The organism is Bradyrhizobium sp. USDA 4504, from assembly GCF_054063995.1.
Genome location: NZ_JBSSGV010000001.1, coordinates 3,885,236 through 3,905,079, shown reverse-complemented (window position 1 = coordinate 3,905,079; position 19,844 = coordinate 3,885,236). Strand labels below are relative to the sequence as shown.

22 protein-coding genes and 1 pseudogene are annotated in these 19,844 nt (G+C 64.9%); 8 read left to right on the top strand and 15 right to left on the bottom strand.

All coding sequences use genetic code 11. The features are described 5' to 3' along the window. Positions 1–4: 4 nt before the first annotated feature. Entirely contained in the window at positions 5–364 is a 360-nt protein-coding gene (locus tag ACVMB1_RS18300) for a DUF427 domain-containing protein (protein WP_057018401.1), read from the bottom strand. Positions 365–551: 187 nt separating this feature from the next. Between ACVMB1_RS18300 and ACVMB1_RS18295 the strand changes: the two genes are divergently transcribed. Together ACVMB1_RS18295 and ACVMB1_RS18290 are read left to right on the top strand one after the other, a co-directional pair. Continuing rightward, a complete protein-coding gene (locus ACVMB1_RS18295; protein WP_016843470.1) occupies positions 552–788 on the top strand; it encodes a BolA family protein in 237 nt (78 codons plus the stop codon). A gap of 33 nt (positions 789–821) precedes the next feature. Beyond that, positions 822–2,003: a low temperature requirement protein A gene (locus ACVMB1_RS18290; protein WP_456827730.1), complete on the top strand. Its 1,182-nt coding sequence runs from the start codon at positions 822–824 to the stop codon at positions 2,001–2,003. A 9-nt stretch (positions 2,004–2,012) separates the two neighbouring features. On the opposite strand, the gene ACVMB1_RS18285 is transcribed toward ACVMB1_RS18290, so the two are convergent. From ACVMB1_RS18285 to egtB, 3 genes are read right to left on the bottom strand one after another with little or no spacing between them, the layout of a single operon-like run. Continuing rightward, a complete protein-coding gene (locus tag ACVMB1_RS18285) occupies positions 2,013–2,411 on the bottom strand; it encodes a DUF4345 domain-containing protein (protein WP_456827729.1) in 399 nt (132 codons plus the stop codon). A gap of 24 nt (positions 2,412–2,435) precedes the next feature. Beyond that, positions 2,436–3,404 (bottom strand): L-histidine N(alpha)-methyltransferase, encoded by a 969-nt coding sequence (gene egtD, locus ACVMB1_RS18280; RefSeq protein ID WP_057018404.1) that lies wholly within the window; start codon positions 3,402–3,404, stop codon positions 2,436–2,438. A 53-nt stretch (positions 3,405–3,457) separates the two neighbouring features. Then, a complete protein-coding gene (gene egtB / locus ACVMB1_RS18275; protein ID WP_057018405.1) occupies positions 3,458–4,711 on the bottom strand; it encodes an ergothioneine biosynthesis protein EgtB in 1,254 nt (417 codons plus the stop codon). A 292-nt stretch (positions 4,712–5,003) separates the two neighbouring features. On the opposite strand from egtB, the gene grxD reads away from it, so the two are divergent. The 4 genes from grxD (at position 5,004) to ACVMB1_RS18255 (ending at position 8,583) form a co-directional block, all read left to right on the top strand. Then, positions 5,004–5,336, top strand: a complete 333-nt coding sequence (grxD, locus tag ACVMB1_RS18270) for a Grx4 family monothiol glutaredoxin (protein WP_016843475.1) — start codon at positions 5,004–5,006, stop codon at positions 5,334–5,336. Further along, positions 5,333–5,884 (top strand): O-acetyl-ADP-ribose deacetylase, encoded by a 552-nt coding sequence (locus ACVMB1_RS18265; protein WP_456828455.1) that lies wholly within the window; start codon positions 5,333–5,335, stop codon positions 5,882–5,884. Before grxD ends, ACVMB1_RS18265 begins: the two co-directional genes overlap by 4 nt. A gap of 49 nt (positions 5,885–5,933) precedes the next feature. Further along, complete coding sequence (locus ACVMB1_RS18260) at positions 5,934–7,217, top strand: serine hydrolase domain-containing protein (RefSeq protein ID WP_456848786.1); 1,284 nt, start codon at positions 5,934–5,936, stop codon at positions 7,215–7,217. A gap of 103 nt (positions 7,218–7,320) precedes the next feature. Then, positions 7,321–8,583, top strand: a complete 1,263-nt coding sequence (locus tag ACVMB1_RS18255; RefSeq protein WP_253641022.1) for a serine hydrolase domain-containing protein — start codon at positions 7,321–7,323, stop codon at positions 8,581–8,583. A gap of 51 nt (positions 8,584–8,634) precedes the next feature. Here the strand turns inward: ACVMB1_RS18255 and ACVMB1_RS18250 are convergent, their stop codons facing one another. From ACVMB1_RS18250 to murI, 8 genes and pseudogenes are all read right to left on the bottom strand, one after another. After that, on the bottom strand, positions 8,635–9,702 hold the full coding sequence (locus ACVMB1_RS18250) for a threonine aldolase family protein (RefSeq protein WP_076828474.1): 1,068 nt from the start codon (positions 9,700–9,702) through the stop codon (positions 8,635–8,637). Between the two features lie 39 nt (positions 9,703–9,741). After that, the gene (locus ACVMB1_RS18245) at positions 9,742–10,020 is read right to left on the bottom strand and encodes a type II toxin-antitoxin system RelE/ParE family toxin (RefSeq protein WP_456814592.1); all 279 of its coding nucleotides are present in this window, start codon (positions 10,018–10,020) and stop codon (positions 9,742–9,744) included. Next, on the bottom strand, positions 10,017–10,244 hold the full coding sequence (locus tag ACVMB1_RS18240; protein WP_076828477.1) for a hypothetical protein: 228 nt from the start codon (positions 10,242–10,244) through the stop codon (positions 10,017–10,019). Before ACVMB1_RS18240 ends, ACVMB1_RS18245 begins: the two co-directional genes overlap by 4 nt. A gap of 119 nt (positions 10,245–10,363) precedes the next feature. Further along, positions 10,364–10,981 carry a 30S ribosomal protein S4 gene (gene rpsD, locus ACVMB1_RS18235; RefSeq protein WP_076828559.1) on the bottom strand — a complete coding sequence of 206 codons (618 nt, stop codon included), beginning with the start codon at positions 10,979–10,981 and terminating at the stop codon, positions 10,364–10,366. A 269-nt stretch (positions 10,982–11,250) separates the two neighbouring features. Further along, positions 11,251–12,036, bottom strand: coding sequence for an acyltransferase (locus ACVMB1_RS18230; protein WP_076828479.1), 786 nt, complete (start codon positions 12,034–12,036; stop codon positions 11,251–11,253). A gap of 117 nt (positions 12,037–12,153) precedes the next feature. Further along, positions 12,154–12,542: pseudogene (locus ACVMB1_RS18225) on the bottom strand (cupin domain-containing protein). Positions 12,543–12,832: 290 nt separating this feature from the next. Next, positions 12,833–13,609 carry an HpcH/HpaI aldolase family protein gene (locus tag ACVMB1_RS18220; protein ID WP_076828481.1) on the bottom strand — a complete coding sequence of 259 codons (777 nt, stop codon included), beginning with the start codon at positions 13,607–13,609 and terminating at the stop codon, positions 12,833–12,835. A gap of 59 nt (positions 13,610–13,668) precedes the next feature. Next, the gene (murI, locus tag ACVMB1_RS18215) at positions 13,669–14,466 is read right to left on the bottom strand and encodes a glutamate racemase (protein WP_076828483.1); all 798 of its coding nucleotides are present in this window, start codon (positions 14,464–14,466) and stop codon (positions 13,669–13,671) included. Between the two features lie 184 nt (positions 14,467–14,650). Between murI and ACVMB1_RS18210 the strand changes: the two genes are divergently transcribed. Both ACVMB1_RS18210 and ACVMB1_RS18205 read left to right on the top strand, forming a co-directional pair. Beyond that, positions 14,651–15,223, top strand: a complete 573-nt coding sequence (locus tag ACVMB1_RS18210; RefSeq protein WP_076828485.1) for a cytochrome b — start codon at positions 14,651–14,653, stop codon at positions 15,221–15,223. Next, positions 15,220–16,260 carry an agmatine deiminase family protein gene (locus ACVMB1_RS18205; RefSeq protein WP_456814589.1) on the top strand — a complete coding sequence of 347 codons (1,041 nt, stop codon included), beginning with the start codon at positions 15,220–15,222 and terminating at the stop codon, positions 16,258–16,260. Before ACVMB1_RS18210 ends, ACVMB1_RS18205 begins: the two co-directional genes overlap by 4 nt. A gap of 55 nt (positions 16,261–16,315) precedes the next feature. On the opposite strand, the gene ACVMB1_RS18200 is transcribed toward ACVMB1_RS18205, so the two are convergent. The 3 genes from ACVMB1_RS18200 to ACVMB1_RS18190 form a co-directional block, all read right to left on the bottom strand. Continuing rightward, positions 16,316–17,488 carry a M20 aminoacylase family protein gene (locus ACVMB1_RS18200; RefSeq protein WP_076828489.1) on the bottom strand — a complete coding sequence of 391 codons (1,173 nt, stop codon included), beginning with the start codon at positions 17,486–17,488 and terminating at the stop codon, positions 16,316–16,318. 168 nt (positions 17,489–17,656) lie between these two features. Beyond that, positions 17,657–18,325 carry a response regulator gene (locus ACVMB1_RS18195; RefSeq protein WP_076828491.1) on the bottom strand — a complete coding sequence of 223 codons (669 nt, stop codon included), beginning with the start codon at positions 18,323–18,325 and terminating at the stop codon, positions 17,657–17,659. A 1-nt stretch (position 18,326) separates the two neighbouring features. Further along, complete coding sequence (locus ACVMB1_RS18190; protein ID WP_456848784.1) at positions 18,327–19,697, bottom strand: histidine kinase; 1,371 nt, start codon at positions 19,695–19,697, stop codon at positions 18,327–18,329. Positions 19,698–19,844: the final 147 nt, after the last annotated feature.

Below are 19,844 nucleotides of genomic sequence, written 5' to 3'. Positions count from 1 at the left end.
GACCCTAGGCGACTTCCTCGATCTTTACCTTGTCCGGATAGAAGGCGAGGTGGCCGGCGATCTCGGTCATCGCCGGGAAGGGCTCCTCATAGGTCCAGATCGCGTTGTCCAGCGTCTTGCCGTTGGCCTTGATGCTGAAGTAGTTCGCGTCCCCCTTGTACGGGCAATGCGTGGTCCGCTCGGTGCGGGTCAACAGCTCCATGTTGGCGTCCTGCCGGGGGACGTATTGCACGGCCGGATAGCTCGCTTCCTTCAAGGTCAGCGCATGGGTAGTCTCGGCGATCACGACGCCGTCGGCGATGACGCGGACGCGCTTGGCGTTGGGCGTGATCGTAATGGGATGATCGGGGCCGGGGAGCTTCATGATTCTGCGCCTCTTCTGGTCATTTCGGTGTGATGGCTTGTGACCGATTGATGCAGGTTTAAATCGCTGGGAATGGGAATATAGTGTGCCCGGGATGACCTAGAAGACCCCAAGGGCTAGGTTTTATCCTTAGGTTTATCTGGCCGATCTGGCCCTGATTCGAACGACCTGACGGAGGTGGACTGGGATGCCGATGGACGCCCGTGATATCGAATCGATGATCAAGGCAGCGATTCCCGATGCCGAGGTGACGATCCGCGATCTGGCCGGCGACGGCGACCACTACGCCGCCACTGTTATTTCCGAGTCATTCCGCGGCAAGTCCCGCGTCCAGCAGCACCAGATCGTCTACCAGTCGCTGAAGGGCCAGATGGGCGGCGTGCTGCACGCGCTGGCCCTGCAGACCGGCGTGCCGGAAGGCTAGGGCCCGGCAAAGCTGCGGGCGGGGGCCTCAAGCATGGTGGACAATCCGCGTGGCGCGATGTTTCGCGTCATCGTGCCGAACCAGCACAGCCGCGTCACCAATGCCGAGCTGTTCTTCGACCTCGTCTTCGTCTTCGCCGTCACGCAGCTGTCGCATACGCTGCTGCACCACTTCACCCTGCTTGGGGCGGTGCAGGTCACGCTGCTGTTCCTCGCGGTGTGGTGGGTGTGGGTCTACACCACCTGGGTCACCAACTGGCTCAATCCCGAGCTGACGCCGGTCCGCCTGCTGCTGTTCGTGCTGATGCTGGGCGGGCTGTTGCTGTCGACCTCCATACCGACCGCCTTCGAGGGCCGCGGGCTGTGGTTCGCCGGGACCTATGCGGCAATGCAGGTCGGCCGCACCGCGTTCTGGCTGCTGGCGACGCCGCGGCGCCGGACGGCGGTGCGCCACAACGCCATCCGCATCCTGACCTGGCTGTCCTGCTCGGCCGTGCTGTGGATCCTCGGCGGATTCGCCGAGCACGAGACGCGGATGTGGCTCTGGATCGCGGCGCTGACCATCGAATATATCGCGCCGGCCGCGCGGTTCTGGACCCCTGGGCTCGGCTTTTCCTCGATCGAGGCGTGGTCGGTCGAGGGCGGCCACATGGCCGAGCGCTGCGCTGGCTTCATCATCATTGCGCTTGGCGAGGCCATCGTGGTCGATGGCGCGACCTTTGCCGAGCTGACCTGGACACCGGAGAACGTCGCCGCGTTCATCTCGGCGCTGGTCGGCAGCATCGCGATGTGGTGGATCTATTTCCACAAGGGCGCCGAGGCCGGCTCGGATATGATCTCCAAGTCAGAGGAATCCGGCCGCGTGGCGCGGATCGCCTATACCTATCTGCACATGCCGATCGTCGGCGGCATCATCCTCACCGCGGTGGCCGACGAACTGGTGCTGAAGCACCCGTCCGGCCATTCCGATCTGAACACGATCGTCAGCTCGGTCGGCGGGCCCATGCTGTTCCTGGTCGGGACCATCCTGTTCAAATATGTGATCCGCAACTTCCTGCAGCTGTCGCACGGCGTCGGCATCGTCGCGCTGGCGATCACGGCCTATTTCGCCCGCGAGATGTCGCCGCTGGTGCTCTCGATCGTCACCACCGCGATCATGATCGTGGTCGCGGCATGGGAGTCGATCTCGCTGCGATCGACGGGGGAAGAGGGATAGCGGCCGCCGTTACTTGCGGCCGGCCTTTGCTACCAGGTGCTGCCAATAGACGAACAGCGGTGCGCCGATCACTTCGAGCGCGGTGAAGCCCACGAAGGGCAGGGGCGGCAAGCCGACCATCAGCATCGACAGCAGCCTGCCGATGCCGCCGAGGAAGATGCCGCCCCAGACCACCCGAAACAGCACGCTCTCGCTTTCGATCCGCGGCACCAGCCAGAGCAGCGCGAGGCCGAGACCAAGCCAGACCCCGCCGAAGAAGCGCAGATTGCTGTCGAGCACCGGCAGTGCCGGAACGCCCGCGGAGGCGTAGAGCGGATCGCTGACGCCCAGCATGGTGATGATGCCGGTCAGGATCGGGACCAGGGCGAGCAACGCCGTCGCGACCTGCAGCGGACGCCTGCCCATCATCGTTGCCCCGTCTCTTGTTGGGCGCTAGTCCGCGACCAGTGCGTGCACCGAGAACATCGTGTTGGCGTCGGTCCAGCTCTCGCGCACCGTCCAGCCCGCGCTGCGGGCGAGCGCGGTGAAGCGCTCGAGCGAGTATTTGTAGCTGTTCTCGGTGTGGATGCTCTCGCCGGGACGGAACGCAAAGGTGTTGCCGAGGATGCGCACGGTCTGCGCCTTGCGACTGATCAGGTGCATCTCGATGCGATGGCGATCGCGGTTGTAGATCGAGCGGTGCGTGAATCCCGACAGATCGAAATTGCCGCCGAGCTCGCGGTTGATGCGAACCAGCACATTGAGGTTGAACCGCGCGGTGACACCGGCTGCGTCGTTATAGGCGTCGTACAGCACGCGCTCGTCCTTCTCGAGGTCGACGCCGATGATCATCTGCGCGCCGTGGCCGAGGATTTTTCGCGCGCTTCGCAGGAAGGCCAAGGCCTCGCTCGGCTCGAAATTGCCGAGCGTCGAGCCGGGGAAGAAGCCGACCTTCGGCATCGTGGCGACGGCCTCGGGCAGCGTGAACGGCGTGGTGAAATCGGCAGCGACCGGGTAGATGCCGAGGCGAGGGAAATCCTTCCGCAGTCCGTCGGCCTGGGCTTTCAGGAAATCGCCTGAGATATCGACCGGCACATAGGCTGCGAATTCGCAATGCTCGAGCAGCAGGCGCACCTTGGTGGTAGCGCCGGCGCCGAACTCGACCAGCGCCGCGCCGTCAGGGATGATCGCGGCGATCTCGTCGCCGCGGTCGCGCAGGATGCCAAGCTCGGTGCGCGTCGGATAATATTCCGGCAGCACCGTGATCTGCTCGAACAGCTCGGAGCCGGTGGCGTCGTAGAAATATTTCGGCGACAGCCGTTTCGGGTGACGGGCGAGATCGCCAATCACGTCGCCGGCAAACACCGATGTCGCTTCGTCGAACGGATACGCTTTGGCCAAAGCTGCGGCATGCACATTCATGATACTCTCCCGAACGCGCTTACCGACGCGTTATTGATGTCGACAGGACTCAATCAGGCATAGTCTGCGAGGCGTAACCCCGTGAATTGCCAGCGATGGTGTGGATAGAAGAAGTTGCGATAGGTGACGCGGCTGTGACCTGAAGGCGTCGCCAGCGACGAGCCGCGCAGCACGAGCTGGTTGACCATGAACTTGCCGTTGTACTCACCGAGCGCGCCTTCGATCGCGCGGTAGCCCGGATAGGGCGAATAGGAGCTACGGGTCCATTGCCAGACGATGCCGTAGGCGTCGTTGAGCAGGCCGGCGCGCGCGGCGACCTCCCATTCCATCTCGGTCGGCAGGTGCCTGCCGGCCCATCGGGCGAAGGCGTCGGCCTCGTAATAGCTGACGTGGCAAACCGGCGCTGACGGATCGATCGGCTGCAGGCCGCCGAGCGTCATGAGCTTCCATTCGCCGTCGATCTCGCGCCAATGGCCGGGTGCCTGCCAGCCCTCGTTGCTCACGGTGCCGAAGCCATCCATCAGCCACAGCGTGGCGGTGGAATAGCCGCCGTCCTTCATGAAGGCGAGCCAGTCGGCATTGGTGACGAGGTTCTTCGCGAGCTTGACCGGGCCGACCAAGGCGCGATGCGCGGGCTTCTCATTGTCGAAATGGAAGCTGTCGTCGCCATGGCCGACGGTGTGGATGCCTTCGTTGAGCGTCACCCATTCCTCAGGCCCGTGCTGCGACGCCGGGAAGCGCCACGTCGGATCGTAGGCCGGCGGGATCGGGTTCTGCGCGAAGGCATGTAGGATGTCGGTGTACATCAGCTCCTGATGCTGCTGCTCGTGATTGAGCCCGACCTCGACCAGCGGCACCAGCGCCTCGAGCGTGTCGGCGCCGGCAGTCTGGAAGAATTTCACCACCTCGGCGTCGACATGGCGGCGGTAGGCGGTGACTTCGTCGGCGGTCGGGCGGGTCAAATGGCCGCGCTGGTGGCGGGCGTGCCGCGGACCGGCGCTGACGTAATAAGAATTGAACAGATAAGCGTAGTCGGGATGGAATGGCGTGTAGCCCTTGACGTGCTCGCCGAGCAGGAACTGCTCGAAGAACCAGGTGGTATGGGCGCGGTGCCATTTGGCTGGGCTCGCGTCCGGCATCGACTGGATCAGCTGGTCTTCGGGCGACAGCGGTGCGGCCCGCCGTTCGGTCTCGTCGCGGACGGCGCGATAGGCGTCCACCAAGCGCTGGGCGAGCGGGCCGGATTCGGAGGATAGTGACGGGGGGACGGCGGGAAGGGCGGCCGCGGCAGAGGCTGGTTTCGTCACAGGGGTCTCCGATTCAATGGAGAGAACGTTGCTTCGGCAAACTGGTTCCCAACGGACAGTTCGTCCTAGATAGGGGCTCCGTTACGGGAAAAAAGCCTCCCCCCGCGATGATATTGGGGCCGTCAGATAATCCCGGCCCATTTTGGGCGCCCGCAGCGCCCGGTGCATGCCAGATTTCCGCCATTTTGCTTTGGATGCACAATGGTTTGAGCTACATATATAGTCAGTCACGGGTTAGAAGGGTGGGCCGGCCCGTCAAGGCCTGAGAGTGCCGCCCCCGAAGGAAGCGAAAATGAGCATCGAGCAATTCATCGACAACGAAGTGAAGTCGAACGACGTCGTGCTGTTCATGAAGGGCACGCCGCAATTCCCGCAGTGCGGGTTTTCCGGTCAGGTCGTGCAGATCCTCGACCACATCGGCGTCGGCTACAAAGGCCTCAACGTTCTCGAATCCGCCGAGCTGCGCAACGGCATCAAGGTCTATTCGAACTGGCCGACGATTCCGCAGCTCTATGTGAAGGGCGAGTTCGTCGGCGGTTGCGACATCATCCGCGAGATGTTCCAGGCCGGCGAATTGCAGCAGCTGTTTGCCGACAAGGGCATCCCGGTCGACGTGGCTGCCTGACCTTGACGGCGCGCCAGATCGGCAAGGCGCGGCTCGAAGTCATCGTTACCGACATCACGACCCTGCGCGTTGACGCCATCGTCAACGCGGCCAATTCATCGCTGCTCGGCGGTGGCGGCGTTGACGGTGCGATCCATCGTGCCGCGGGCCCCGAGCTGCTCGCTGAGTGCCGCACCCTGCACGGCTGCAAGACCGGCGATGCCAAGATCACCAAAGGCTATCGGCTCCCGGCCAAGCACGTGATCCACGCCGTCGGCCCGATCTGGCACGGCGGCATTCAAAACGAGGATGCGCTGCTCGGATCCTGCTATCGCCGCGGCATCGAGCTGTGCCACGCCAATCAGCTGGGCTCCATCGCATTTCCCGCCATCTCGACCGGCGTCTATCACTTCCCGCCGGATCGCGCCGCCGACATCGCGGTCAAGGCCGTCGTCGATGCCCTGGCCGCCGCACCCGGCCTCGCGCAGGTGATCTTTTGCTGCTTTTCTGCCCAAAGCGGCGAGCTTCATCAGAAAGTCCTGGGGGCCTTTGGCAGCCCTTGTGCCTGATGATACCGCCGCTACACTTCCCCGTGATTTCCGGGGAGGGATAATCCAAATGCATTCATTTCGTTCGACGTGCGCGGCCGCGGCCGCCGCGGTGGTGCTGGCGGCGCCGGCGTACCCGCACACCGAGGGCACCTACGAGATTCCGGCGGGTGCGCATTTCAACCGCGACAAGCTCGCCAAGATCAGCGAGTTCTTCAAGAACGAGGTCGCGACCGGGAAGATTCCCGGCGCCATCGTCTTGATCCAGCAGCGCGGCAAGCCGGTCTATCACGAGGCCTTCGGCGTGCAGGATGTGGTCAGCAAGGTGCCGATCACGGACAAGACCATCTTCCGGCTGGCTTCGATGTCCAAGTCGATCACCGCCGTCGTCTCAATGCAGCTGCTGCAGGAGGGCAAATACAAGCTCGACGATCCGGTCTCGAAGTACATCCCGTCCTTTGCCAACGTGAAGGTCGGCGTCGAGAAGAAGGCCGAGGACGGCACCAAGACGCTGGACCTGGTGCCGCCAAAGCGGCCGCTCACGATCCTCGATCTGATGACGCATACGTCGGGTATCACTTACGGCTTCTATGGCGACAGCCTGGTCCGCAAGGCCTACAAGGAAGCCAATATCTACGGCGGAGATTTTGATCTTGCCGAATTCGCCGAGCGGATCGCCAAGCTGCCGTTGCACAACCAGCCCGGCGCGCTCTGGCAATACGGCCATTCCACCGACATTCTGGCGCGCGTGATGGAGGTGGCCACCGGCGAGAAGCTCTCGGCGATCGAGCACGAAAGGCTACTCGATCCGCTCGGCATGAAGGACACCGGCTTCTTCGTCACCGATCCCGAGAAGCAGAAGCTGATGGCCGAGCCGATGCCGAACGACAGCGACTTCCGGGTCGGCCGGGTCAACGATCCGACCAAGGTCAAGAAATGGGAGTCCGCCAGCGGCGGCATGGTCTCGACCATGGCGGATTATTCGCGCTTCGCGCAGATGCTGCTCAATGGCGGCACCCTCGACGGCAAGACCATCCTGAAGCCCGAGACGTTCAAGGAGCTGACGACCGACCGCGTCGGACCGGGCTCCGGCGTCGAGCGCGACTTTTTTTACTTCCCCGGCGACGGCTTCGGCTTCGGGCTTGGGATCGCGGTGCGCACCGATCCCGGCACTGCGAAGCCACCACCGCCCGGCGATCTCGGCGAGCTGAAATGGGACGGCGCCAGCGGCTGCTATTATGTCATCGACCGCAAGCAGGACTTCTTCTTCGTTCTGCTGGAGCAGACGCCGACCGAGCGTCAGCGCATCCAGCGGACGCTGAAGCAGCTCGTCTATGAAGCCATGGAAAACTAGAGCGTTTTCGAGCGAAGTGGATACCGGTTCGCGTGAAGCAGCGCGTTGAAAAGAAGGGAATGACGGCATGATCCGATTCAGGCGGATCGGCTCATGCGCTTGCATGCGTGGGGGCCGCGCGTTCGTCGCGGCACTAGCGTTCGCGTTGGTCGCAACGATTGCGAAGGCCGGCTCCGCGGGGCCGGCCGCGCACAGCTTCTCGGCGGAGGGCCTCGCCAGGGTCTCCGACTATGTCAGGAACGAGGTCGCGACCGGAAAGATCCCGGGCGCGATCCTGCTGCTGCAGCAGCATGGCAAGCCGGTCTACTACGAGAAGTTCGGGGTTCGCGACGTCGCCACCGAGCTCTCGATGAGCGCGGATACCATCTTCCGCCTCTATTCGATGTCGAAGCCGATCACCACGGTCATCGCGATGATGCTGGTCGAGGAAGGCAAGCTCGCCCTCGGCGATCCGGTGTCGAAATATATCCCGTCCTTTGCCGACATGAAGGTCGGGGTGGAAAAGCGCGGCGATGAGGGCAAGATGGCGATGACGCTGGAGCCGCTGAGGCGCCCCATCACCATCGAAGACCTGATGCGCCACACCGCCGGCCTGCCTTACGGCTATTACGGCGGTGGTATCGTGAACAAGACCTACGCCGATGCCGGCCTGTTCAACAACGATCCCGACAATGCCGAATTCGTCGCGCGGCTCACGGCGCTGCCGCTCGCCGAACAACCCGGCACGCAATGGGACTACGGCCATTCCACCGACGTGCTCGGCCGCATCATCGAGGTGATCACAGGGAAGTCGCTGTTTCAGGTCGAGCAGGAGCGGCTGCTCGGCCCGCTCGGGATGAACGAGACCGCGTTCTACGTCGCCGACCGGGCGAAATGGCCGCTGATCGCCGAGCCGATGCCGAAGGATCGCACCATCAGTCCGGTCGCCGACGTCCGCAATCCGCGCAAGCGGCTGCGATGGGAATCCGGCGGCGGCGGCATGGTCGGCACTATCGGCGACTATGCGCGCTTCTCGCAGATGCTGCTGAACGGCGGCAGCTATGAGGGCAGGCGCTATCTGAAGCCGGAGACCATCGCGCTGATGGCGAGGGACCATATCGGTCCGGAGACCGGCGTCGTGCGCGACCAGAACTACTATCCTGGTCCGAATTCCGGCTTCGGCCTCGGCTTCGCGGTCCGCACCTCGGTGCCGGCGAACACAGACTGGCCGCTGGGCGAGTATCGCTGGGACGGCGTCGGCGGCACCTTCTTCTTCATCGATCCCGCGGACGACCTGTTCGGGATCTTCATGGTGCAGACGCCGTCGCAGCGCGGCCGGATCCAGCAGGAGCTGAAGACGCTGATCTACCAGGCGATGGGGCGGTAGAATTCAGCTTCGAAGCCCGGATGAAGCGAAGCGCAATCTGGGCTACGGGAGTTACGCCGCGCGCACGATGTCCCTGACGTGTCCGACCGCTTCCTCGATCATCGCTGCCGTGACATCGAGATGCGTGCAGGCCCTGATCCGGCCGTCCATCATCGCCAGGGTCACGCCGCGCTTGCGCAGCTCGGCGACCATCTTGTCGCCTGAGACGCCGGCGCCGTCGGGCTTGAAGAAGACGAGGTTGGTCTCCGGCGCCTGCACCGCGATGCCGTTGATCTGCGACAGGCCGCGCGCCAGCGCCCGCGCATTGGCATGGTCGTCGGCGAGGCGGTCGACATGGTGATCGAGCGCATGGATGCAGGCGGCGGCGCAGACGCCGGACTGCCGCATCGAGCCGCCGAGCCGCTGCTTCCAGCGCCAGACATCGTCGATGAAGGCGCGGGTGCCGGCGATCACGCCGCCGATCGGCGCGCCGAGGCCCTTGGAGAAATCGATCCAGGCGGAATCCCAGCCCGCCGTCATGTCGCGCGGCGTGATGCCGGACGCCACAGTCGCATTGAGCAGCCGCGCGCCGTCCATGTGGGTGACAAGGCCGTGGGCCTTGGCGGTACGCACGACCTCGTCGAGCGCCGCCTTCTTCCAGATCGTGCCGCCACCGATATTGGCGGTCTGCTCGACGCTGACGAGCACCTGCGGCGGCTGGTAGCGGGTGCGCGGATGCAGCGCGGCCTGGAAGGTCTCAGGCGTGAACTGGCCGTCATCGCCCGGCAGCTGCGTGATCTGGAAACCGCCGAGCGCGGCATGGGCGCCGCCCTCGCGCGCAATGATATGCGCGGTCGCATGCGCCAAAATCTCGTCGCCGGGGCGGCAATAGGCCAGCGTCGCCGCGACGTTGCACATGGTGCCCGACGGCATGAAGACGGCAGCCTCCTTGCCGAGCAGATCGGCGACGCGGGCGCAGAGCTCATTGGTGGTCGGATCGTCGCCGACCTGCTCGTCGCCGACCTCCGCCTTCGCCATCGCCTCGCGCATCGCCGGCGTCGGCCTGGTCTGCGTATCGGACAGAAGGTTGATGCGGACGGGCGGGGCCTTGGGATCGGGCCGGGCAGGGGTGTAGTGCATGGGCTTTCCTCATCGCTCCGCTGGCGTGCGGAATCGCCGCTAGCGTATAGGCCTCCGGGCAGCGTGACGAAACCGCATAATTATGATCTCGGTGGGCGTCACGCGATAGTCGATCAGGTAGGGATAAGGTGTCGCCGAAAGCCGGCGGACGCCTGAGCGGCTTGTCGGGCGCCCTGCGCGCGGCTGCTCTTGCAGCAGCGTGACAAGTGCCAAGATGCGGTCCCGCACGTCGACCGCCCCCTGGGGCGATCGTGTCTCGATATAGGAGAGTGCCTGATCAATCTGAACAAGAGCGCGTCGCGTGTAACGGACGCTCACAGCCCGTGCTTTGCCCACATCGCACGGACTTCCTCGGCCGTTGCCAGCTCGCCGCGTGCAATCTCGGAGTCGGCTTCAGCCAGATCGGCGTCTTCTTCCGGCGCGAGCTGAAGCGGTGGTTGGTCGACGCCGGCAAGCTGCAGCATGATGCGCGCGAGCTCGTCCTGCTCTGTGTCAGGCAAGTTTGAAACTGTCTCGAAGGCCTGTTCCAGTAACCGGGTCATCGGCAAGAAACCTCAACGGGCAGTCATCTGCCAAGTCCCGAATATCATAGTCGTCTTGTGGGCAAACAAAAAGGCCCCGGCAAAACCGGGGCCTTTCGGATATCGCAATGCTGCAGTGATCAGCGCGAATAGAATTCGACGATCAGATGCGGCTCCATCTGCACCGGGAATGGCACGTCCGAGAGGCCGGGGGTGCGCGCGAACGTCGCGGTCATCTTGGAGTGATCGACCTCGATGAAGTCGGGCACGTCACGCTCAGGGAGCTGGGCCGCTTCCAGCACCGGCGTCAGCTGCTTGGAGGAGTCCTTGACCTCGATGAGGTCGCCGACCTTCAGCTTGTAGCTGCCGATGTTGACCTTGCGGCCGTTCACCTTGATGTGGCCGTGGTTGATGAACTGGCGCGCGGCGAACATCGTGGAGACGAACTTGGCGCGGTAGACCACGGTGTCGAGACGGCGCTCCAGGAGGCCGATCAGGTTCTCGCCGGTGTCGCCCTTCAGGCGGCTGGCTTCGACATAGATGCCGTGGAACTGGCGCTCGGAAATGTTGGCGTAGTAGCCCTTGAGCTTCTGCTTGGCGCGCAGCTGCACGCCGAAGTCGGAGAGCTTGCCCTTGCGGCGCTGGCCGTGCTGGCCGGGGCCGTATTCGCGGCGGTTCACGGGGCTCTTCGGGCGGCCCCAGATATTCTGGCCCATGCGGCGATCGATCTTGTACTTCGCCTCACTGCGCTTTGTCATCGCGTCCTCTTTGTACAGCCGTCGCACCCAGCGCCCGGCGTTTTGTCAGTCTAGGGTTTGAGGAGACGCGCCCTCCTGTGTACCGGCCAAAAGGCCTGTACCGACAGGTCCGCCTCGAAAGCTCGGGGAGGACCACGGGTCGCGAAACGCATCGCGGGCCGAAAACCGGCCCGCGAGCAAGGTGGTCTTAAGGAGAAAGTCCGGTTCTGTCAAACAAAACGCAGGGCATTTTGGGCCGAATTGGCGTCAAAATTCGCCGATTTTGCCCCTCAGAGGCGGCTTCCGGCCGCCCGGACCAGCCGGGCATCGGCTTGCGGCCGGCCCGCGCCCAGTTCCGCGGCGATTTCGCCGCCCAGCACCTGCTCGAGGCGGATCAAGGTCTGCGCGATCAGGGCGGCGTCGCAGACCAGATGGTCCCAGCGCAGCACCAAGTCGACAGTGTGGTCCGGCCTGATCACGCCGTAGCTCAACAGGAATGGCCCTGGGCTCAGCGCGTGCAACTCGCCGGGGCCATAGGCCGCGACCGAGGTCACGCCAAAACTGCCGCAGAAATTGGCGCGCTGCCGGCCAAAATTCATCCCGATCGTCCACGCCAGGCGGCGCAGCGGAAGCGGCAGGCGCGTCACGCAGAGCATTTTGCGGAACGAGGGGATTTCGTGCAGCGGCGCGGTCTTGGCGCGGCGGATCAGCGCGTCGACCTCGGCGAGCGGCATCTCGTCGGCGGCACAGATGCGCTCGAACAGCACGCAATCCTCGCCCTTCTCAACGCGGGCAATCGCCACCATGCCGACGCTGCGCGGCAACTCGTAGAGGCAAGGCCACGGCCATTTGACGTGCAGCGTGCGTAACGTCGGCTCGGTCCTGGCGACCAGCGCGAATGCCTTGACGAAGATGGCGGCCCAGCCCGGTGCCTGCGCCGCACGTGCACGAGCCTCGACGATTGCCCGCACGTTCAGGGTGCGCTTCAGGGAGACCAGCGGCACGCCGGCCGATGCATGCATCAGATCGGCGACGAGACGGCGCGGCAATGAAATCTGACGAAATTTACCGCGCATCCGTTCGTTCAGTTCCTTAGCAAACAGGCAAAAAATCAAAGGCCCGGCGAGCTCAAATGGTTACTCGCCGCATTGGAGCTCAGATGAACCAACTGGTCGGAGACCAAAGGGTTCTGCTCACGGCGCGGGTTTTGCCAACGGCTCGCCGGCCTTGACCACATAGACGCCGAGCACCTTGAGCGGCTTGTCGCCGGACGTCTTGGCGTCGTGCACCGCGCCTTCCGGGATCTGGTAGGAATCGCCCGCCTTCAGCTCAGCGGCGGTTTGCCGTCGATCAGAAGCTCGAGCTCGCCTTCGAGCACATAGCCGGTTTCAGCGCCGGGATGGGTGTGACGCCCCGACGCACCTACGGCCGGAACCTCGGCGATCGCGGTGATCGTGTTGTAGCCTGTCGGAAAATCGACCTTCTGCAGCGGCGTCCGCTTGATGCCGCTCTGCTGCGCCAGCGCAGCGCCGGCACCGGCAAGGGCAATCACAGTGAGACCAAGCAATAATTTCCTGAACATGGATTTTCCTCCCAACCCGCGAATCTCTAGCAGCGCGGAATCGCGGCGGAAAGCGGGCGATATGTGATGTGCACTTGCGACGTTGGGATTAGTCCGTTCATCGAACAGCGCGGGTTGTGCCGCTTATTCATGAGCTACTCAGGCGAACGAGCCGTATCGGCGACACGCATCGTTCACTCCGTCGCAGGCGCGATGCAGGAAGTTGCGCCCGCGGTTCCTTCACGACGTGACTGGAACCTGCTCGCCGGCAGCTGTGAACAAGCGGAGCGCCGCGCGGCCGCGTTTGACGCCTACCGCTTGATCCCCGCGAACACAGCCGCAATGCCGCGCTGGAACAGCGACCAGTCGAAGCCGAGTGCGAGCGCGAGGTAGCCGCGGTCGATCATCGCATTGGCCTGTTCGGCGGTGCGCGCGACGCCGCCGATCGGCACGCCGCTCTTCATGATGCCTTGTTCGGCGCGCTGCATCAGCGCGACCACTTCGGGATCGTCGGGCAGGCCGCGCTTGTTGATCGAGGTGGCGAGATCGCCGGGGCCAATCACCGCGAGGTCGATGCCCGGTGTCGCCATGATCTCGTCGATGCGGTTGACGGCATCGACGTGCTCGATCGTGATCATGCAGATCATGTCGTCGTCAGCGGTCGCCATATAGTCGTTCATCGAGACGCCCCAGCGGAACGGCGCATGGAACGGTCCCCAGAGCCGGTCGCCTTGCGGCGGATAGCGCACGCTGCGCACCGCCTTCACCGCATCGCTTGCGTTGCAGATCATCGGAAAATTGATGCCGAGCGCGCCGATGTCCATCGGTGCCTTGGCGAGATGCGGCTCGTTGGCGGCGATCCGCACCATCGGCACGCAGGGCGTGCCCGAGGTCGCCACGATCATCGCATGGGCGGTGCCGAGATCGATCGGGCCGTGCTCGAGATCGACGATGATCCAGTCCAACGACTGCGCCATGATCTGCACGGTCTGGATGCTCGGAATGGTCGCGATCGCGCCGAAGGTCGGGCGCTTGTCGCGCCACGCCTCGCGCAGGCGATTGAGCGGTGTCAGCGGGGCTGCGGTCAAATTTGGTCCTCCCTCGAAGGAGAGCAGAGGCTAGCAGCGCGTTGTGACGGCGAAAAGGATCAGGCCGGCACGCGGCCGCCGAAGAATGGCGTCAGCGCTTCCGTCAGCGCGTGCGGGCGCTTCGATGTGAAGATCATCTCGGCGCCGGCCTGGTCACTCTCCGAGCCTGCCGGGCCGAGCAGGTCGGCGACGCGGCGTGCGATCGCCGGCGCCGGATCGATCCAGTCGACCGGCCAGGGCGCGAGCCTCCTGAGGCGCTCCAGCAGCAGCGGATAATGCGTGCAGGCGAGCACGACGGTGTCAGTGCGGGCGGGGTCATGGGCGCCATCGCCGACGAAGCAGGGCGCGAGCTCGGCCGCGATATCCTCGTCGCGCACCCTCTCGCCGCTGAGGGCGGCCTCCGCCAGCGAAGCGAGCTCGCCGGAGCCGACCAGCGTCACCTCGCAGCCTTGCGCAAAGTCCGAGATCAGCTTGCGGGTATATTCGCGCTTCACGGTGCCCCTTGTGCCGAGCACCGACACGCGCTTCGTTTTCGACGAGGCGCAGGCCGGCTTGATCGCCGGCACGGTGCCGACGAAGGGCAAAGGATAGGCGTCGCGCAAATGCGCCATGACCAGCGTGGACGCCGTGTTGCAGGCGATCACGACGAGGTCGGGCGCGTGGGCCGCGATCAGCTCACCGACCAGCGGCACCACGCGGGCGATGATCTCGTCCTCGCCGTGATGGCCATAGGGGAAGAAGGCGTCGTCGGCGACATAGACGTAATGCGCGTCGGGCCGGGCGCGGACGATCTCGCGCAGCACGGTGAGGCCGCCGAGACCGGAATCGAACACAAGGATGGTCGGGGGAGTGGACACGCGAAAACTCTATCCGAAGCAGGGTTACCATTCAGTTGTTTTTGGCTATCCGGCCGCTTCGGCCGACAAAAGGCGGTGAAGCCGGGAATTTCACATGGCCTTGACCGATAGCTGCAAGTATCACGGCAAACTATTGCTGCGACGTGTGAAATCCAAAAATGCGGCCGCAAGGGGGCCACGCGACATGATCCGCAATACCGCCGCGAGCTGGGGCTCGCTCGCCCGCGCGTTCCACTGGGTGCTCGGCATCGCCATCATCGGCATGCTGGCCTATGGCTGGTGGATGAACCACGTCCCGGCGCGGGCGGACAAGTTCTTCTACCGCTCGATCCACGCCGATATCGGCTACCTGGTGCTGCTGCTCACCGTGCTGCGGCTGGTCTGGCGCGGCGTCAACCCGACGCCGGCGCTGCCGGCCGAGATGCCCTCCTGGCAGCGGATCGCCGCCCGGGTCAGCCACGGCGCGCTCTACGCCGTCACCCTCCTGGTGGCGATGCTGGGGTGGGCGCATTCCGGCGCCCGCGCCCAGGATTATTCGAGCTTCTTCGGCCTGTTTCACGTTCCCCAGATCACCTCGCCCGACAAGGCGGCGGCGGATGCCTTTGAGGATCGCCACATCTTCTTCGCCTATGTCTTGCTGGCGCTGATCGTGCTGCACCTCGCCGCGGTCGCCTTCCACCACTTCGTCAAGCGCGACCGTGTCGCCGCGCGGATGGTGGGGACGGGCGCGGCGGACCAAGCCGGTTTGTCCACATGAGAAACTCCGCACCGGACGCTGACCGCCGTTGGCGGATGCCGGACGAGAGCGCTTTGCATGTCGCCACCTGGATGGCGTTCGCGCACGACACTAAGATCTGGCGCAAGCAGCGGCTGCTTCCGGTGGTCAGGGAAAACCTCGCCCTGGTCGCGAAGGAGATCGCGGCTCATGAGCCCGTGAACATGCTGGTGCGCAAGGAAGACTACGATATTGCCGCGCGGCTATGCGGCCCTCGGGTGAACCTCGTTGTTCAACCGCTCGACGACATCTGGATCAGGGACACCGGACCGGTCTTTGTAACGAACCCGTCAGGGCAACTCGGAGCCGTCGGCTTCAACTTCAACGGCTGGGGCGGGAAACAAAGGCATGCGCATGATGCCAAGATCGCGGAACGTGTGGCCGAGCTTGCGCAAGCTGAGTTCATCAAGGCCGGCCCGAAGCTGGAGGGCGGCGGCATCGAAGTTGACGGCGAGGGGACAGCGATCATCACCAAAAGCTGTGTTCTCAACGACAATCGCAATCCTGGTTTGACGAAGGATGAATGCGAGGCTGAACTCTTCCGCCTGCTCGGGCTGCAGGAGATCATCTGGCTACCCGGCTGTCACAACAAAGACGACATTACCGACGGCCATACCGATTTCTACGCGCGCTTCACCAGCCCGGGCGTCGTTGTCGCGGGCCTGGAGATGGATACGTCGTTCGACGATTACGAGGTGACGAGAGAACACCTGGCAATCCTGCCCAAGTCGACAGACGCAAGAGGTCGACACCTGAAGGTCGTGGAGTTGCAGGGACCGTCGACGGTCCGTCCAAAGTACGGAAACGACGACGGCTTCGCCGCCGGCTACATCAATTTCTACGTTTGCAACGGTGCCGTGATCGCGCCGGAATTCGGTGATGCGGCAGCGGACCGCAACGCGCGCGACAAGCTGCGCGACCTGTACCCCGACCGGGAAATCATCCAGCTCGATATCGACGGCATCGCCGCCGGTGGCGGCGGCATCCACTGCGTGACGCAGCAGCAGCCGCGCTTGTGAAAGCTGGCGGCCCGGTCGCGAAGCGGGCGACCGGGCCGTGGCTGCACGAGCGGCGCTAGCCCGCCGGCATCTGCTTCTCGACCAGCCGCACCCAGTAGGAGGCGCCGTGGCCGAGGATGTTGTCGTTGAACTTGTAGGCGGGGTGGTGGCACATCGGACCGTCGCCCATGCCGAGGAAGACGAACGCGCCGGGTCGCGCTTCCAGCATGAAGGCGAAATCCTCGGCGCCCATCACCGGCACCAGATTGTCGTTGACGCGGTCGGCGCCGACCACATCGCGGGCGACCTCGGCGGCGACGCCGGCCTCGCGCGCGTGGTTCAACGTCACCGGATACATGCGTCCATAATCCGTCTCGGCCGAGCCGCCATAGGCCTTGGCGATGCTGGAGGCGACCTCGCCGATCCGGCGCTCGACCAGGTCGCGCACACCGGGATCGAGCGTGCGCACGGTGCCGCCCAGCGTCACGGTCTCCGGGATCACGTTGAACGCGGTGCCGGCCTCGAACATGGTGATCGAGATGACCGCCGATTTCAGCGGGTCGACATTGCGCGATACGATCGACTGCAACGCATTGATGATCTGGGCGCCGATCAGCACGCTGTCGACCGCCTCGTGCGGGGCGGCGCCGGCGTGGCCGCCCTTGCCGTGGACCACGATCTTCAACGTGTCTGACGAGGCCAGCATCGGGCCCGGCGTCGTCGCGAAGTAACCCTCGGGCAGGCCGGGCATGTTGTGCAGGCCGTAGACCTCCTGGATGCCCCACCGGGTCATCAGCCCGTCGTCGACCATCGCCTTGCCGCCGGCGCCGCCTTCCTCGGCGGGCTGGAAGATCACGACCGCGGTGCCGTCGAAATTGCGCGTCTCGGTGAGATATTTGGCGGCGCCGAGCAGCATTGCGGTGTGGCCGTCATGGCCGCACGCGTGCATCTTGCCGGGAATCTTCGAGGCGTAGGCGACGCCCGAGGCCTCCGCGATCGGCAGCGCGTCCATGTCGGCGCGCAGGCCGATGGTCTTTCCCGAAGTGGACTTGCGGCCGCGGATCACGCCGACCACGCCGGTGCGCCCGATCCCCGTCACCACCTCGTCGCAGCCGAACTCGCGCAGTCTGTCGGCGACGATGCCGGCGGTGCGGTGGACTTCGTAGAGCAGTTCGGGATTCTCATGGAAGTCATGGCGCCAGGCGGCCATTTCATCCGAGAGGGCGGCAACGCGATTGACGATGGGCATGGGGAGCGTCCGTTTCTTGTGAACTTTGGTGGGCGGGTCAGCGTAGCGTAACCCGCCGACTTGTCACGCGGGAATGGCGTCAGTATCCCGGATGAGCGCAAGCGATATCCGGGGATATGCACAACCAGCCCCGGGTGTCGCTGCGCTCACCCGGGCTACGGGAGCGGGCTACAAATTCGCCAGCCCGCATTCGACGGCGAGGCGGACCAGCTGGGCGTCGGTCCGCATGCCGGTCTTGGCCTTGATGAGGTAGTGATAGTTCTGCACGGTCTTGGTGCTGAGGTTGAGGTTGGCGGCGATCTGCTCCTTGGTGCTGCCGGCGGCCAGCTGCCGGAGGATTTCGATCTCGCGCTCGCCGAGCTGGTCGAGCGCCGATCGGGTCGGCACCAGGCTTTCCATCGCCAGCACGCGGGCGACGTCGTCGCTCATCGCATGCTCGCCGCGCGCCACCGAGCGGATCGCAGCGATCAGCTCGGCCGGTTCGCTGCCCTTGGTGACGAAGCCACTGGCGCCGGAGCCGAATGCCGCTTTCACCTGGGCCGCCTCGCTATGCATGCTGAAGACGAGGATGCGCGCGTCAGGGTCGCGCGCGCGGATGTTGCGGATCGCCTCCAGCCCGCTGGCACCCGGCATCGAGATATCCATCACCACCACGTCCGGCTGGTGCGACTTGAACGCGCGATAGGCACTGGCGGCGTTGTCGGCTTCGGCGACCACGTGGAAATCGTCCTGATGCTCGAGCACGCGCCGATAGCCCTGGCGGACCACCGGATGATCGTCCACCAGCAGGATCGAGATGCCCCGAATCTTCGCCGTTGTCGTCGTCACGGTTGTCATCTCAGGCGGCGAGCGGGATCGTGGCGGCGACCGACAGGCCGCGGCTGGCGCGCGCGATCGACAGCGAGCCGCCGAGGGCTGTGACGCGTTCGCTGACGCCGGTGAGGCCGAAGCCCGCGGATTGCGCCACCTTGGCCGCATCGCCGCCGCCGTCGTCCTCGACGCGCACCAGCAGGGCGTTCTCGCTTCCGGTGCGCCGCTCGATCCGCAGCACGATCTCGCGCGCCGAGCTGTGGCGCAGCGCATTGGTCAGGCATTCCTGCGCGACGCGATAGGCGGTGGCGGCGACCGTGCCGCTGATGTCGGCAAGGTCGCCCTGCAGATCGAGCTGGATCATCGGCTGCGCCGTGCGCGACCGCCAGCTGTCGACGAGATCGACGAGGCTTGCCTCCAGCCCGAGCTCTTCGGCCGGCGGATGGCGCAGCCGGTTCAGTGTATCGCGCAGGCACGCCATGATGCGGCGCGTCGCCTGCGAGATCATCCGTGCATCCTGTGCAATTTCGGTGCCGGCGGCGTACTTGTCTCCGGCGCTTGCCTCGATCGTGTTGGCGAAGGCGAGGATCGCGGTGAGATTCTGGCCGAACTCATCGTGCAGCTCGCGCGCCAGCGTGCGGCGTTCGTCGTTGCGGATTTCGAGCAGCCGCCTAGTCAGCACCGTGCGTTCCTCCTCGGCAAGCGCGAGGCGGTCGCCGAGATCGCTGACGGCGCGCCCGATCATCGCGAGCTCCATCGAGCGGACGCGCGGCAGCGGCGTACGGTACTCGCCGTCGGCCATCCGCCGCAGCGCGGACACGATCGAGTGGGCGGGCGCCAGCGTGTGCGCGATCGCAAGCGAAGCGAGCAGCGCGATGGCGAGGGCCATCAACAGCGCGACATGGATGTTGTCGAGGATGTGCTGCCAGGCGAGCGCGATCGCGGCGTCCGGATCGGCGATGGCGCGGACGGTTCCCGCGGTCGCGGCGCGGGCGCTGATCGGCCGCTCCACGGTGGCGTGATCGCCGAGTATCATCTGCACGGTGGCCGCGAACCAGCGTGGCGGCGCCTTGCCGATCCCCTTGCTCTGGCCGCAGAGCGGCTTCTCGAAGGCGCCGGCCGGTTCGAACTGCACGCAGATCCCGGGCGCGATCAGGCCCATGGTTTCGATGGTGCGCCAGTCCGGTGCCGGCAGCAATTGCTCGCGCATCCGGTTGCTGCGCAGCAGCAATTCGCGCCAGTACAGCGCCTCGAGCGATTGCGAAACCCGCTCGGCGGATGCCTGCGTGGCACGATCGACACTGCGATAGGCGTCGATCGTGGCCCAGGCGGTGGCCGCGCCGAGGCATAGCGCGACGATCACGAGCAGGCGGGCGACCAGTTGAAGCACAAGGCGCATGCGATCACTCCACGGCCAGAGCATGATCCGGAACGGAGAGAAGCGGCTGGTCATGCTCAAACGAGAGGTGCGATGCTAACAGCACCGCTGTTCCCCGCCAATCGCAAGCATGCGAAGCTACGCAGGTCGGGAAATTTGCCTGACGGA

Bases quoted from the DNA above. Each gene is read 5' to 3' on its own strand.
- ACVMB1_RS18300 (WP_057018401.1), bottom strand. From the start codon at position 364: ATGAAGCTCCCCGGCCCCGATCATCCCATTACGATCACGCCCAACGCC.
- ACVMB1_RS18295 (WP_016843470.1), top strand. From the start codon at position 552: ATGCCGATGGACGCCCGTGATATCGAATCGATGATCAAGGCAGCGATT.
- ACVMB1_RS18290 (WP_456827730.1), top strand. From the start codon at position 822: ATGGTGGACAATCCGCGTGGCGCGATGTTTCGCGTCATCGTGCCGAAC.
- ACVMB1_RS18285 (WP_456827729.1), bottom strand. From the start codon at position 2,411: ATGATGGGCAGGCGTCCGCTGCAGGTCGCGACGGCGTTGCTCGCCCTG.
- egtD (WP_057018404.1), bottom strand. From the start codon at position 3,404: ATGAATGTGCATGCCGCAGCTTTGGCCAAAGCGTATCCGTTCGACGAA.
- grxD (WP_016843475.1), top strand. From the start codon at position 5,004: ATGAGCATCGAGCAATTCATCGACAACGAAGTGAAGTCGAACGACGTC.
- ACVMB1_RS18260 (WP_456848786.1), top strand. From the start codon at position 5,934: ATGCATTCATTTCGTTCGACGTGCGCGGCCGCGGCCGCCGCGGTGGTG.
- ACVMB1_RS18255 (WP_253641022.1), top strand. From the start codon at position 7,321: ATGCGTGGGGGCCGCGCGTTCGTCGCGGCACTAGCGTTCGCGTTGGTC.
- ACVMB1_RS18250 (WP_076828474.1), bottom strand. From the start codon at position 9,702: ATGCACTACACCCCTGCCCGGCCCGATCCCAAGGCCCCGCCCGTCCGC.
- ACVMB1_RS18240 (WP_076828477.1), bottom strand. From the start codon at position 10,244: ATGACCCGGTTACTGGAACAGGCCTTCGAGACAGTTTCAAACTTGCCT.
- rpsD (WP_076828559.1), bottom strand. From the start codon at position 10,981: ATGACAAAGCGCAGTGAGGCGAAGTACAAGATCGATCGCCGCATGGGC.
- ACVMB1_RS18230 (WP_076828479.1), bottom strand. From the start codon at position 12,036: ATGCGCGGTAAATTTCGTCAGATTTCATTGCCGCGCCGTCTCGTCGCC.
- ACVMB1_RS18210 (WP_076828485.1), top strand. From the start codon at position 14,651: ATGATCCGCAATACCGCCGCGAGCTGGGGCTCGCTCGCCCGCGCGTTC.
- ACVMB1_RS18205 (WP_456814589.1), top strand. From the start codon at position 15,220: ATGAGAAACTCCGCACCGGACGCTGACCGCCGTTGGCGGATGCCGGAC.
- ACVMB1_RS18200 (WP_076828489.1), bottom strand. From the start codon at position 17,488: ATGCCCATCGTCAATCGCGTTGCCGCCCTCTCGGATGAAATGGCCGCC.
- ACVMB1_RS18195 (WP_076828491.1), bottom strand. From the start codon at position 18,325: ATGACAACCGTGACGACGACAACGGCGAAGATTCGGGGCATCTCGATC.
- ACVMB1_RS18190 (WP_456848784.1), bottom strand. From the start codon at position 19,697: ATGCGCCTTGTGCTTCAACTGGTCGCCCGCCTGCTCGTGATCGTCGCG.